This window comes from Micromonospora sp. NPDC048830 (genome assembly GCF_043198215.1).
In the GTDB taxonomy this organism is placed as follows: domain Bacteria; phylum Actinomycetota; class Actinomycetes; order Mycobacteriales; family Micromonosporaceae; genus Micromonospora.
Map to the genome: position 1 here is coordinate 79,233 of NZ_JBICUP010000013.1, position 12,640 is coordinate 91,872.

At 74.1% G+C, this 12,640-nt stretch carries 15 protein-coding genes and 1 pseudogene; 10 read left to right on the forward strand and 6 right to left on the reverse strand.

The window, feature by feature from the left end; all coding sequences use genetic code 11:
• Positions 1-77: 77 nt before the first annotated feature.
• The 3 genes from ACGFIZ_RS13985 to ACGFIZ_RS13995 all read right to left on the reverse strand — a co-directional run bounded on the left by ACGFIZ_RS13985 (position 78) and on the right by ACGFIZ_RS13995 (position 3,074).
• Positions 78-1,487 carry an amidase gene (locus ACGFIZ_RS13985; protein WP_393419139.1) on the reverse strand — a complete coding sequence of 470 codons (1,410 nt, stop codon included), beginning with the start codon at positions 1,485-1,487 and terminating at the stop codon, positions 78-80.
• A 17-nt stretch (positions 1,488-1,504) separates the two neighbouring features.
• A complete protein-coding gene (locus ACGFIZ_RS13990) occupies positions 1,505-2,647 on the reverse strand; it encodes a cystathionine gamma-synthase (protein ID WP_393419141.1) in 1,143 nt (380 codons plus the stop codon).
• Between the two features lie 172 nt (positions 2,648-2,819).
• On the reverse strand, positions 2,820-3,074 hold the full coding sequence (locus ACGFIZ_RS13995; protein WP_393419143.1) for a hypothetical protein: 255 nt from the start codon (positions 3,072-3,074) through the stop codon (positions 2,820-2,822).
• 34 nt (positions 3,075-3,108) lie between these two features.
• On the opposite strand from ACGFIZ_RS13995, the gene ACGFIZ_RS14000 reads away from it, so the two are divergent.
• From ACGFIZ_RS14000 to ACGFIZ_RS14020, 5 genes and pseudogenes are all read left to right on the forward strand, one after another.
• Entirely contained in the window at positions 3,109-3,519 is a 411-nt protein-coding gene (locus ACGFIZ_RS14000; protein WP_393419145.1) for an HIT family protein, read from the forward strand.
• A 142-nt stretch (positions 3,520-3,661) separates the two neighbouring features.
• Positions 3,662-4,321, forward strand: a complete 660-nt coding sequence (gene msrA / locus ACGFIZ_RS14005; protein WP_393419147.1) for a peptide-methionine (S)-S-oxide reductase MsrA — start codon at positions 3,662-3,664, stop codon at positions 4,319-4,321.
• Between the two features lie 95 nt (positions 4,322-4,416).
• Complete coding sequence (locus ACGFIZ_RS14010; RefSeq protein WP_393419149.1) at positions 4,417-4,701, forward strand: type II toxin-antitoxin system Phd/YefM family antitoxin; 285 nt, start codon at positions 4,417-4,419, stop codon at positions 4,699-4,701.
• Positions 4,698-4,988 (forward strand): type II toxin-antitoxin system RelE/ParE family toxin, encoded by a 291-nt coding sequence (locus ACGFIZ_RS14015; RefSeq protein ID WP_393419151.1) that lies wholly within the window; start codon positions 4,698-4,700, stop codon positions 4,986-4,988. Before ACGFIZ_RS14010 ends, ACGFIZ_RS14015 begins: the two co-directional genes overlap by 4 nt.
• Positions 4,989-5,025: 37 nt before the next feature.
• Positions 5,026-5,103 (forward strand): annotated as a pseudogene (locus tag ACGFIZ_RS14020) (peptide-methionine (S)-S-oxide reductase); the annotation flags it as partial.
• 37 nt (positions 5,104-5,140) lie between these two features.
• Here ACGFIZ_RS14020 and ACGFIZ_RS14025 read toward each other — a convergent pair.
• Complete coding sequence (locus ACGFIZ_RS14025) at positions 5,141-5,353, reverse strand: hypothetical protein (RefSeq protein WP_393419153.1); 213 nt, start codon at positions 5,351-5,353, stop codon at positions 5,141-5,143.
• A gap of 475 nt (positions 5,354-5,828) precedes the next feature.
• Here ACGFIZ_RS14025 and ACGFIZ_RS14030 point away from each other — a divergent pair, with 475 nt between their 5' ends.
• Positions 5,829-6,758: a ribonuclease Z gene (locus ACGFIZ_RS14030; RefSeq protein WP_393419154.1), complete on the forward strand. Its 930-nt coding sequence runs from the start codon at positions 5,829-5,831 to the stop codon at positions 6,756-6,758.
• Positions 6,755-7,282, forward strand: coding sequence for a GNAT family N-acetyltransferase (locus tag ACGFIZ_RS14035; protein ID WP_393419156.1), 528 nt, complete (start codon positions 6,755-6,757; stop codon positions 7,280-7,282). The genes ACGFIZ_RS14030 and ACGFIZ_RS14035 overlap by 4 nt, the downstream gene beginning before the upstream one ends.
• A gap of 45 nt (positions 7,283-7,327) precedes the next feature.
• Here ACGFIZ_RS14035 and ACGFIZ_RS14040 read toward each other — a convergent pair whose 3' ends face one another.
• Positions 7,328-8,698, reverse strand: coding sequence for a cystathionine beta-synthase (locus ACGFIZ_RS14040; protein WP_393419158.1), 1,371 nt, complete (start codon positions 8,696-8,698; stop codon positions 7,328-7,330).
• A gap of 75 nt (positions 8,699-8,773) precedes the next feature.
• Positions 8,774-9,130, reverse strand: a complete 357-nt coding sequence (locus tag ACGFIZ_RS14045; protein WP_393419160.1) for a YkvA family protein — start codon at positions 9,128-9,130, stop codon at positions 8,774-8,776.
• 129 nt (positions 9,131-9,259) lie between these two features.
• On the opposite strand from ACGFIZ_RS14045, the gene ACGFIZ_RS14050 reads away from it, so the two are divergent.
• From ACGFIZ_RS14050 to ACGFIZ_RS14060, 3 genes are all read left to right on the forward strand, one after another.
• Positions 9,260-10,312, forward strand: a complete 1,053-nt coding sequence (locus ACGFIZ_RS14050) for an SGNH/GDSL hydrolase family protein (protein WP_393419162.1) — start codon at positions 9,260-9,262, stop codon at positions 10,310-10,312.
• Positions 10,309-11,139, forward strand: coding sequence for an SGNH/GDSL hydrolase family protein (locus ACGFIZ_RS14055; protein ID WP_393419164.1), 831 nt, complete (start codon positions 10,309-10,311; stop codon positions 11,137-11,139). The genes ACGFIZ_RS14050 and ACGFIZ_RS14055 overlap by 4 nt, the downstream gene beginning before the upstream one ends.
• 233 nt (positions 11,140-11,372) lie before the next feature.
• A complete protein-coding gene (locus ACGFIZ_RS14060) occupies positions 11,373-12,635 on the forward strand; it encodes an acetyl-CoA C-acetyltransferase (RefSeq protein ID WP_393419166.1) in 1,263 nt (420 codons plus the stop codon).
• The last annotated feature ends 5 nt before the right edge of the window (positions 12,636-12,640 follow it).

A 12,640-nucleotide genomic window follows, 5' to 3' on the forward strand; every position in this document is an offset into this window, starting at 1 on the left:
GCGACACCACTGTCCCCAGCGCCGCTACCTGCGGCGACGGGGGCGTCACCGCGGGCCCCGTTGCCGCTGCCCGGCGATCACGCGACGGCCGGCGACCCCGTTCCGACGCGGGGGTAGCCGGGGGCGTGCCGGGACCAGGGGGCCTGCATCTCGAACTGGCCGGCGACGCCGAGCAGCAGCAGCTCCGAGCCGGGCGGGCCGACGAGCTGCACCGCCACCGGCAGGCCGTCCGGGCGGCGGCCGACCGGCACCACGATCGCGGGCAGGCCGGCGATGTTCCAGGGGGCGGCGTACGGGGCGTACCGGATGTTGGCGCGCATGTTCGCCAGCCAGGACCGGCTCGACCAGCCGGTGGCCTCCGGGGGCGGCCCGGCCAGCGCCGGGGTGAGCAGCAGGTCGACCGAGTGGTCGGCGAAGAAGCGGATCGAGCGCTCCCGCCAGGCGGCCCGGTCGGTCTCCCGGACGTACCCCCGGCGCTGCGCCCACTCCCCCAGCGAGACGTGCCGGCGGCTGCGCCGCTGGAGCAGGCGTCGGTCCACGCCGCCGGCCCGGACGTCGGCGGCGGCCGCGGCGAACCAGGTCGCGATGGCCTGGAGGCCGAGCACGGTCGGGTACACCGGGTCGGCGGGAACGGTGTCGTGCCCGGCGGCGGCGAGCAGCCGGCCGGCGGCGGCGACCGCGTCCCGGTTCGGTGCGTCGGGCGAGACGCCGCGCACCGGGGAGCGCAGCGAGACCCCCACCCGCAGCCGCTGCGGGGGCACCAGCTTCTCCGGGCGGCGGCCGGCCAGCACCTGGAAGCCCACCGCCGCGTCGGCCACCGTGCCGGCGAGCACGCCGTGTGCGGTCAGGCCGAACCAGTCGTCCGCGCCGAGCCGGCACGGCACCACGCCCCGGCCGGGCTTGAGCCCGACCAGGCCGCAGCAGGCCGCCGGGATGCGGATCGAGCCGAGGCCGTCGTTGCCGTGCGCCATCGGCACCAGCCCGGCGGCCACGGCCGCCGCCGCGCCGCCGGAGGAGCCGCCGGGGGTCCGGCTGAGGTCCCACGGGTTGCGGGTGACGGCCGAGTCGTCGTCGGTGACCGCCCACAGGCCCAGCTCCGGCATCCGGGTCACCCCGAGGATCACCGCGCCCGCGCCGCGCAGCCGCCGGACCACCTCGTCGTCGGCCTCCGCCACGGCCGTACGCACGGCGGCCGAGCCGTTCCAGGTGGGCAGGCCGGCCACCGGGGTGTTCTCCTTCACGGCGACCGGCACCCCGGCCAGGGGGAGGTTGGCCAGATCCTCCTGCTCGTCGACCTTCTCGGCCTCGGTGATCGCCTCCCCGCCGCGTACCGTCCGGAACGCGGCGAGGTCGGCGTCGGCCCGGGCGACGTGCTCCAGGTGGTCCGCCACGACCTGGGTGGCGGAGACGTCGCCACGGCGTACGCCCCGGGCGATCTGCTTCGCGGTCGCCCCCACCCAGGTCGGCATGATGTCCTGCACGGTCACCCTCCCCAGCCAAGCGGTCAGCCCAGCGCCTGCTCCAGGTCGGCGAGCAGGTCCTCGACCGTCTCGATGCCGACAGACAGTCGCACGAGATCGCCGGGAACTTCAAGCGGCGAGCCGGCGGCACTTGCGTGTGTCATGCGACCGGGGTGCTCGATGAGGGACTCCACGCCGCCGAGGGACTCGGCGAGCACGAAGAGCTTGGCGCGGTTGCAGATCTCCACGGCGTGCTCCTCGCCGCCGGCCGCCCGGAAGGAGATCATCCCGCCGAACCGGCGCATCTGCTTCGCCGCCACCTCGTGACCCGGGTGCGACGGCAGGCCGGGGTAGCTGACCTGGGCGACCTTGGCGTGCCCGTCCAGGTACGCGGCGATCCGCTCGGCGTTGTCGCAGTGCCGGTCCATGCGTACGCCGAGGGTCTTGATGCCGCGCAGCGTGAGCCAGGCGTCGAACGGGCCGTTGACGGCGCCCATCGCGTTCTGGTGGTAGCGCAGGCCGTCGCCGAGCCCGGTGTCGGCCACCACCAGGGCGCCGCCGACCACGTCGGAGTGCCCCCCGATGTACTTCGTGGTCGAGTGGACCACCACGTCCGCGCCGTGGGCGAGCGGCTGCTGCAGGTACGGCGAGGCGAACGTGTTGTCGACGACGAGCAGGGCGTTGGCGTCGTGGGTGACGGCGGCCAGGGCGGCGATGTCGGCGATGCCGAGCAGCGGGTTGGTCGGCGTCTCCACCCAGACGATCCGCGTCGTGCCGGGCCGGATGGCGTCCCGCACCGCGGCCGGGTCCGACACCTTGGCCGGGGTGTAGTCGACGCCCCAGCGCTCGGCCACCTTGGCGAAGAGCCGGTACGTGCCGCCGTACGCGTCGTCGGGGATGACCACGTGGTCGCCCGGCTTGCAGACGGTGCGCAGCAGGGTGTCCTCGGCGGCCAGGCCGCTGGCGAAGGCGAGCCCCACGGACCCGCCCTCCAGCGCGGCGAGGCACTCCTGCAGGGCGTCCCGGGTCGGGTTGCCGGAGCGGCTGTACTCGTAGCCCTGCCGGGGCGCGCCGACCGCGTCCTGGGCGTAGGTGCTGGTCTGGTAGATGGGCGGGATCACCGCGCCGGTGCGGGCCTCGGGTTCCTGACCGGCGTGGATGGCGAGTGTCTCGAAGCCGTGACTCATTCCCGAGACGTTAGTCCGCCTGTCCCGTCCGGTGGGCCCAACCTGGCGGGTCTCATCGGGGCTCCTACTCGGTCAGCTTCGGATGCCCGGGCCCGGCAGCCACGATCCACACCTCCCAACCGCCGGGGCGGCCTGGCGGTGCGACCCGGTCTCCGCGCTTGGCAGCCACAGCTCACGCCTCCGTCGGGCCGGGCACCGGCCCGTGGTCGTCCGACAACGGCTCGGTGAGCTCACGGACGAGAGCCGGATCGGTGTAGACCGCCGCAGTGGCTTTCCACTCCCGCAGCGTCTGCGCCAGGACGGACCACTGACCCAGGTCCGCCGAGATCCGCGTCGCGGTCACGAAGTCTGAGACGAACTGCGGCAGGTCGTCCGCAGGAAGAAGCCGTAGCCAGGGAAACTCCTCGGCGAGCACCTCGACAGCCACCTCGGCCGGCAGGTGCGCGGCTTAGCCTGGCTCCGTGCCAGCGTGCGTGTTCTGCGGGATCGTGGCGGGCGATGCGCCCGCGTTCCGGGTCGTCGACGCGCCGGAGGGCATGGCGTTCCTGGACGCCCGGCCGGTGTTCCGGGGGCATGTGCTGGTCGTGCCGCGTGCCCACCTGGTGACCCTGGCGGAGCTGCCCGCCGACGCCCTCGCCGGCTACTTCGGGCTGGTCCAGCGGCTCGCCGTGGCGGTCGAGTCCGGTCTGGGGGCCGGCGGGACGTTCGTGGCGATGAACAACCGGGTGTCCCAGTCCGTCCCGCACCTGCACACGCACGTCGTGCCGCGGACGAAGGGCGACGGACTGCGCGGCTTCTTCTGGCCCCGCACCCGCTACCTCGACGACGCGGAGGCCACCTCGTACGCTGAGCGCATCGCCGCCGCCCTCTGACCGAGCACGACCGTCGGCGCACCCGGAACCGCCGTGCCGCCCGAAGTTCAGCCCGCGCCCGGGGCTGAGGTGCGCCGGGGCGGGTAAGGAACGGGTGCCCGGCGGTGTTGTGCGCGGGGAGAGGTACGAGAGGAGTCGCACCGTGTTCCTTCGCCGCATGAAGGCCGAACTGCCCACCCCCGACCAGGCCCTGCCCGGCCGCTCCATCGCGATGCCGATCAGCGACCGGCACGAGGTCCTCGGCTCGTCGCTGAAGGGCCCGTTCCCGGCGGGCTCGCAGGTCGCCGTCTTCGGGATGGGCTGCTTCTGGGGCGCCGAGCGGCTGTTCTGGACGCTGCCCGGCGTGCTCACCACCTCCGTCGGCTACGCGGGCGGGATCACCCCGAACCCGACGTACGAGGAGGTCTGCTCGGGCAGGACCGGGCACGCCGAGGTGGTCCAGGTGGTCTACGACCCCGCCCGGATCGGCTACGAGGACCTGCTCAAGGTCTTCTGGGAGAACCACGACCCGACCCAGGGCATGCGCCAGGGCAACGACGTCGGCACCCAGTACCGCTCGACGATCTACGCGACCACCGACGAGCAGCTGACGATCGCCCAGTCGTCGCGGGACGCGTTCGCGCCGATCGTGGCGCGCGCCGGCAAGGGCGAGATCACCACGGAGATCGACCGGCTCGGCGACTACTACTTCGCCGAGGACTACCACCAGCAGTACCTGGCGCCGACGAAGAACCCGCAGGGTTATTGCAACCATGGCCCCAATGGCATGACTTGTCCGGTTGGCGTGGCCAAGACCGCTTAGCACCGCGGGTCACCGGGCCGATGGCCCGGTGACCCGCTCCGCCAAGCCTCAAAATCTGCGCAGATTTCGCGCCAGTGACTGCCTATACTTCGAGCATGACTACCGTGCCGTTCACCGACGCTCGCAACCGCCTCTCGGAACTCATCGACGAGGTGACCTCGACCCACGAGCGGATAGAGATCACCAAACACGGCCACGCCGCCGCAGTGCTCATCTCCGCCGACGATCTTGCGGCCCTGGAAGAGACCCTGGAGGTCCTGTCCAGCGCTGAAGCCATGCGGCAACTTGCCGAGTCCAAGGCGGCCGCCGAAGCCGGCGACGTCCTCGACGCCAACGAACTCGCAGCGCTGATGGCGAAGCGAGCGAAGCAAGCTCGATGACCGCCCCAGACCCCGACCGTTATCGACTTCAGGTCGCCGGCCCGGCCGCACGTGCCTTAGCCGGAAGGCTGCCGGAGAAAATCGCCGCGGCCGTCTACGAGTTCATCACCACCGCCCTCCTCGACAATCCGCATCGCGTCGGAAAACGACTTCTTCTGCCACCGTTCGAGGGCACCTGGTCGGCCAGGAGGGGCACGTATCGCGTCCTTTACGAGATCGACGAAGACGACCGCGTCGTGACCGTGACGGCCATCGAACACCGCGCCGACGCCTACCGGTCGCGTTGATTCAAGGCGGGAATCAGTAGCTCACCGTTCGCCACAGTCCAAGAACCCGAACGGGTACTGCAACCACGGCCCGAACGGGCTGAGCTGCCCGGTCGGCGTGGCCCGTACCTCCTGAGCCACGCCGAACCGGCCGACGGCGGCCGGGGCCGGCGTCACTCCGCGGCGCGGAGGACGACGGTCCAGGTCGTCGTCGTGGTGCTGGCCGCCGTGGCGTGCGCCGGCTCGTCCGTGCGCCAGAACGCCACCGTCCTGGTGGCGACCGCCCGCGCAGGGGCGGCCGCCACCAGTACCCCGGCGGCGGCCAGCAGGGCGGCCATGCCGAGCCCGCCGGCCGTTCGCACGGCTCGTCGTCCCCTCGTCGGCATGCCCGCCTTCTCCTTCCGTCCCCCGCTCACCCTGGCACGCCGGATCAAGCCCGCTCCAGGGGCCGATGGGGTGGTCCGGGACGGCCGATGAGGGCCGGGCGGAGCCCGATCGGCAGCGCTGGCCGCCCCCGCGGGTGCCCCGCCGGGCCGCTGTGATCGAAATCCGTTGCCGGGGCCCCCGGGAAGTGGATAGCGTGGTGGTACACGGGAAAGGAGGTGGTCCAGACTTGTATGCCAGTTGGACTCGTGAGGTGGCTGTCCGCTAGCCGCTGTCCTCGACAGTGATCAGGTCCGCCGCGAGGCGGGCAATCAGGCACCATCGTCGAGACCGTGTGGCAGCGGTGCGGCGAATCCACGACAGCCACCCGACCCCCGGGGTGCCGGCCCAGTCCAGCCGGCCCGTGCGCGAGCACGGAAGCCCCGGGGGTCGCTTCGTGTCGGGCGGCAGCCCGACCGTCCCGCCGGGGAGGACGCCTTGTCGATGCGCGAGCTGGTGGTGCTCGGGACGGCGAGTCAGGCGCCGACCCGGCAGCGCAACCACAACGGGTACGTGCTGCGCTGGGACGACGAGGTGATCCTCTTCGACCCGGGCGAGGGCAGCCAGCGGCAGCTGCTGCACAGCGGCGTCACCGCCACCGACCTCACCCGCATCTGCGTCACCCACTTCCACGGCGACCACTGCCTGGGCCTGCCCGGCACCATCCAGCGGCTCTCCCTGGACCGGGTGCCCCACCCGGTGGCGGTGCACTTCCCGGCCGGCGGCGCGGAGTACTTCGCCCGGCTGCGGCACGCCAGCTCCTTCCACGAGACCGCCGAGCTGCGGGTGGAGCCGATCGACGCCGACGGGCAGCGGATCGCGCTCGGCGTCGGCACGCTGGAGGCGCGCCGGCTGCGGCACCCGATCGAGACGTACGGCTATCGGCTGGTGGAGCCGGACGGCTGCCGGATGCTGCCGGAGAAGCTGGCCGCGTACGGCATCGCCGGACCGGCCGTGGGGCAGCTGCTGCGCGCCGGCCACCTGGACGTGGACGGACGCCGCGTCACCCGGGACGAGGTGAGCGTGACCCGCCCGGGGCAGCGGTTCGCCTTCGTGATGGACACCGGGCTCTGCGACGCGGTGTACGCCCTCGCCGAGCACGCCGACCTGCTGGTCATCGAGTCGACGTTCCTGGAGTCCGAGGCCGCGCTCGCCGCCGAGGTGGGCCACCTCACGGCCGGGCAGGCCGCCCGGGTGGCGGCCGAGTCGGGGGTACGCAGACTCGTGCTCACCCACTTCTCCCAGCGGTACGCCGACGCGCGGCGCTTCGCCGACGAGGCCCGCCGGCACTTCGACGGGGACCTCGTCGTCGCCGAGGACCTGACGACCGTGCAGGTCCCGCCGCGACGGGTAGCCTCGACCCGGTGACGGTCACGCTACGCCCCGCCGGCGAGGCGGACCTGATGGCGGTGGGCGCCCTGCACCGGCGGTCCCGGGTGGCCGCGTACGCGCCGTTCCTGCCGCCGGAGGCGCTGGCCGGGCCGAGCGGGCAGGAGCTGGGCCGGTACTGGGTCGAGCGCTGGAAGTGGGAGCGGGCCGACCACCGGATGACGGTCGCCGAGCGCGACGGCCGGCTCGTCGGCTTCACCTACCTGGGCCCCGACGACGCGGGCGACCCGGCCACCGGCCTGCTCAACGCGATCCACCTGGAACCGGACGAGCGCGGCCGGGGCACCGGGCGGGCGCTGATGGTCGACGCGGTGGCCGTGCTGCGGGCCCGCGGCTGGACCCGTGCCGTGCTCTGGGTCCTGGAGCGGAACGCCGCCGCCCGCCGGTTCTACGAGCGGGGCGGTTGGACGGCCACCGGCGAGCGCCGCGACGAGCTGATCGGCCCGGCCGTCGTCGCCCAGCTCCGCTACGCGCGCGAGCTGTGCGGACGGGCCCCTTCCTGACCCGATGCCGGGAAGGGACCCGGTGGCCGCGGCGGGCCCACCGGCTCAGCGGGCGCCGAGGTGGGCGAGCAGGTCCTGGCGGGTCAGCACGCCCTTGGGCTTGCCGTCCACGAGCACCAGCGCCGCGTCGGACTTCTCCAGCATGGTCACGGCCTCGCTCACCGGCTGGCCGCCGCCGATCATCGGCAGCGGGTCGCCCATGTGCCGCTCGATGGTGTCGTGCAGGTGCGCCTGCCCGGTGAACAGGGCGTCGAGCAGGTCCCGCTCGGCGATCGAGCCGGCCACCTCGCCGGTGACCACGGGCGGCTCGGCCTTGAGCACCGGCAGCTGGGAGACGCCGTACTCGCGCATGTAGTCGATGGCGTCGCGCACCGTCTCCGTCGGGTGCACGTGCACCAGCTCGGGCAGCCCGCCCGGCTTCTTCGCCAGCGCCTCGGCCACGGTCGGCTCGGCGCCGGAGTTGTCCAGGAAGCCGTACCGGGCCATCCACCGGTCGTTGAAGATCTTCGACAGGTAGCCCCGGCCGCCGTCGGGCAGCAGCACCACGACCACGTCGTCGGGGTCGGCCCTGCGGGCCACCTCCAGCGCGGCGACCACGGCCATCCCGCAGGAGCCGCCGACCAGCAGCCCCTCCTCGCGGGCCAGCCGCCGGGTCATCTCGAAGGACGCCTTGTCGGAGACCTCCACGATCTCGTCGGCGATGGTGCGGTCGTACGTCTCCGGCCAGAAGTCCTCGCCGACGCCCTCGACCAGGTACGGCCGGCCGGTGCCGCCCGAGTAGACCGAGCCCTCCGGGTCGGCGCCGATCACCCGGACCCGCCCGTCGGAGGCGTCCTTCAGGTAGCGCCCGATGCCCGAGATGGTGCCGCCGGTGCCCACGCCCGCGACGAAGTGGGTGATCCGGCCCTCGGTCTGCTTCCACAGCTCCGGGCCGGTGCTCTCGTAGTGCGAGCGCGGGTTGGCCGGGTTGCTGTACTGGTTCGGCTTCCACGCGCCGTGGATCTCGCGGGCCAGCCGGTCGGAGACGTTGTAGTAGGATCGCGGGTCCTCCGGGGCGACGGCCGTCGGGCAGACCACCACCTCCGCGCCGTACGCGCGCAGCACGTCCTGCTTGTCCTGGCTGACCTTGTCCGGGCAGACGAACACGCACCGGTAGCCCTTCAGCTGGGCCACCAGGGCCAGGCCGACGCCGGTGTTGCCGCTGGTCGGCTCGACGATGGTGCCGCCGGGCTTGAGAATGCCCGCCCGCTCGGCGTCCTCGACCATCCGCAGGGCGATCCGGTCCTTCACCGAGCCGCCCGGGTTGACGTACTCCACCTTCGCCAGCACCGTCGCCTGGATGCCCTCGGTGACGTTGCGCAGCCGTACCAGCGGCGTGTTGCCGATCAACTCGACGACGTTGTCGTAGTACTGCACCTCGTTGTGCCCTTCGTTGTGGCGCCGGCGACGGCGGCCGGGCAGACGTTCATACCGAGCTCAGGGTACGTGCCGTCAGGGCACCACATGCCCCGGGATGACGGAGCGCCGGCGCGCCTCCCACTCCAGGAACCGCTCGGTCTCGGCGAGCACCGCCCCAGCCAGCCAGGTCACCATCACGGCGTCGTCGGCGAGGCCGAAGACCGCCAGCGGGATCTCCGGGAGCAGGTCGACCGGCGAGACGATGTACGCCGTCGCCGCCGTCATCAGGGCCAGCCGGAGCCCGCCGTCGTACTCGCCCCGGGTGGTGGCCCGGACCATCCGGGGCAGCGCCGCCAACCGGGCGCCCAGCGAGGGCCCGCCCCGCGCCCCGGCGGTCAGCGCCCTGGCCAGCGCCGCGAACGCCGCGCTCCGTTTCAGTGTCTTTCCCATCTCCACGCCCCTTCCCGTCCGACAGCGTGCGGTGTCCCCGCAAGTGGTACCCGCGACGGTCGGATCCCAGCCGTCCGCCGCCCAGTACGACCACACCGGCGTGTCGCACGATCGCGATAACCTCGGTTCATGGGGGTCGCTGGTTCCGCCGCACCGGTCGTTCCGCGCTGGCAGCGCGCCCGGCGGATCGCCCGCCTGGCGGCGCTCGGCACGGGCGCCACCGCCGCCGCGGCCGTGGCGACGACCGGAGTGCTGGTCGGGCAGGCCCGGCAGGCGCGCCGCACCATCCCGATGGCCGAGGCGCCCCCGCCCCGCTGCGACGGGGTGTACGGGGCGAAGCTGCCCGGCCGCCCGCTGACCATGGTCATCCTCGGCGACTCCTCCGCCGCCGGGTACGGCGTGCACCGCCGCCGGGAGACGCCCGGCGCGCTGCTGGCCACGGGGCTGTCCCGCCGGCTGCACCGGCCGGTCCGGCTGCACCGGTTCGCCGTGGTGGGGGCCATCTCCGCCGGGCTGCGCCCGCAGGTCGAGTCCGCGCTGGAGTGCGAGCCGGACGTGGCGGTCATCCTCATCGGCGGCAACGACGTCACCAACCGCACCCCGTTGGCCGTGGCGGTGCGCTACCTCGTCGACGCGGTCCACGCGCTGCGCGGCGCCGGCTGCGAGGTGGTGGTCGGCACCTGCCCCGACCTGGGCGCGATCCGGCCGATCCAGCCGCCGCTGCGCTGGCTGGCCCGGCGGTGGAGCCGGCAGCTCGCGGCCGCGCAGACGGTCGCGGTGGTCGAGGCGGGCGGCTGGACGGTCTCCCTCGGCGACCTGCTCGGCCCCCGGTTCGTGGCCGAGCCGACCCGGATGTTCGCCTGGGACCGGTTCCACCCGTCCGCGGAGGGCTACGCGGTGGCCGCCGCCGCGATGCTGCCGACCGTGCTCTCCGCGCTGGGCGCCGCGCAGGAACGCCGCCCTGGTCTCGGGCGCGTCGAGGGCGTACGGTCGCTGCCTGAGGCCGCCCAGGAGGCGGCCCGGCACGCCGGCACGGAGGTCAGTGCCACGCAGGTCCACGGCCGCGACCGTGGGCCGGCGGGGCGGTGGGCGCAGCTGCGTCGGCGGGCTTTCTTCGGCGTCGGCGCGGTGCCGCAACCCGGCCCGGCCGCCGACACACCCACACTGGAGGGACGGCCATGACCGAGCGCGGCGGCAGGCACGGCCTGGGCGACCGGGGCACCGGGGCACAACTGGCACTCCGGCTGGGCCGGGCGACGGCCCTGTCCCTGATCGCCGGGACGATCGGCGGCGTCGCCGTCCTCGCCGGCGAGGCGTTCGTCGCCCGGAACCGCCCGTACGCCCAGCCGGAGCTGGGGCTGGCCCTGCGCGCCACGGTCGGGCGGGCCGGCGCGCCACCGCTGCGGCTGGTCCTGCTCGGCGACTCGTCCGCCCTCGGGGTCGGCGTGGCCCGGCTCGGCGACACCGTCGGCGGTCAACTGGCCCACCTGCTCGCCGAGGGGCCGACCGGCCGCCGGGTGCACCTGTCCAGCGTCGGGGTGTCCGGCTCCCGCTCCACGGATCTCGCCACCCAGGTGGCCCGCGCCCTGCTCGGCCCGCGTCCCGACGTGGCGGTGGTCCTGATCGGCGCCAACGACGCCACCGGGCTGCGCCGGCCGGCGGAGGCCGCGGCGTACCTGGGCGCGGCCGTGCGGCGGCTGCGCGAGGCGGGCGTCGAGGTGGTCGTCGGCACCTGCCCCGACCTCGGCGCGGTACGCGCCATCGCGCCCCCGCTGCGGCAGGTGGTCGGCTGGTCCGGGCGGCGGATCGCCCGCGCCCAGACGGTGGCCGTGCTCGACGCCGGGGGCACCGTGGTCGACCTGGCCGCCGAGACCGGTCCGGTGTTCCGGGCGGACGCCGGGACGTTCTGCCACGACGGCTTCCACCCCTCCGCCGACGGCTACCGGGTCTGGGCGCACGCCCTGCTCCCGGCGGTCGCCGCCGCCGCGAACGTCGCCCCCCACCAGTGACCCGCGGCCAATCGGCCGCCCCGGGACGCTCGATGCCCGGCCGCCCCGGGACGCTCGAGGCCCGGCCGCCCCGGGACGCTCGATGCCCGGCCCCGGCCGTGCCGTCCCGGATGCCCGACCCGGCGGAGCGGGAGCAGCGGCAGCCGCGACGCCGGCGGCCCCGCTCCGGCGTGACATTTCCCGCCGGAGCGGGCGGCTTCCGCGCCAAGTTACCGGCGAGTTAACGTTGGTTCATGCCGACTGAGTCGTCCCGCGACGCCGTCATCGTCGCCACCGCCCGCTCCCCCATCGGCCGGGCGCACAAGGGATCCCTGCGCGACATTCGCCCCGACGACCTCACCGCCACCGTCGTCCGGGCCGCCCTGGACAAGGTGCCCCAGCTCGACCCGACGGAGATCGACGACCTCTACCTGGGCTGCGGCCTGCCCGGCGGCGAGCAGGGCTTCAACATGGCGCGGGTGGTTGCCACCCTGCTGGGCCTCGACGGCCTGCCGGGCGCCACGCTGACCCGCTACTGCGCGTCCTCGCTCCAGACCACGCGGATGGCGATGCACGCGATCCGGGCCGGGGAGGGCGACGTCTTCATCAGCGCCGGCGTCGAGACCGTCTCCCGGTACGCGCGGGGCAACTCCGACACGCTGCCGCCGGAGGCGCAGGCGCTGGTCGGCGGCGGCTGGGAGAATCCGCGCTTCGCCGCCGCCCGGGAACGCTCGGCACGGCGGGCGGAGGGCGGCGCGGAGGTGTGGACCGACCCCCGCGAGTCCGGCGAGCTGCCCGACATCTACCTCGCCATGGGGCAGACCGCCGAGAACCTGGCCCAGGCGTACGACGTGACCCGCGCCGACATGGACGAGTTCGGCGTACGCAGCCAGAACCTGGCGGAGAAGGCGATCGCCGACGGCTTCTGGGCCCGGGAGATCACCCCGGTCACCGCCCCGGACGGCACGGTGGTCGGTGCCGACGACGGCCCGCGGCCCGGGGTGACCCTGGAGGGCGTGGCCGGGCTCAAGCCCGTGTTCCGCCCCGACGGCCGGATCACGGCCGGCAACTGCTGCCCGCTCAACGACGGGGCGGCGGCCGTGGTGGTCATGAGCGCCCAGCGGGCGAAGGACCTCGGCCTCACGCCGCTGGCCCGGATCGTCTCCACCGGCGTCACCGCCCTGTCGCCGGAGATCATGGGGCTGGGCCCGGTCGAGGCGTCCCGGCAGGCGCTGCGGCGGGCCGGGATGACCATCGCCGACGTCGACCTCGTGGAGATCAACGAGGCGTTCGCCGCCCAGGTGATCCCCTCGTACCGACAGCTCGGCATCCCGCTCGAGAAGCTGAACGTGATGGGCGGGGCGATCGCCGTCGGCCACCCGTTCGGCATGACCGGCGCCCGGATCACCGGTACCCTGCTCAACGCCCTCGACTGGCACGACAAGAGCATCGGCCTGGAGACGATGTGCGTCGGCGGCGGCCAGGGCATGGCGATGGTCCTCGAACGGCTCAGCTGAGCGCG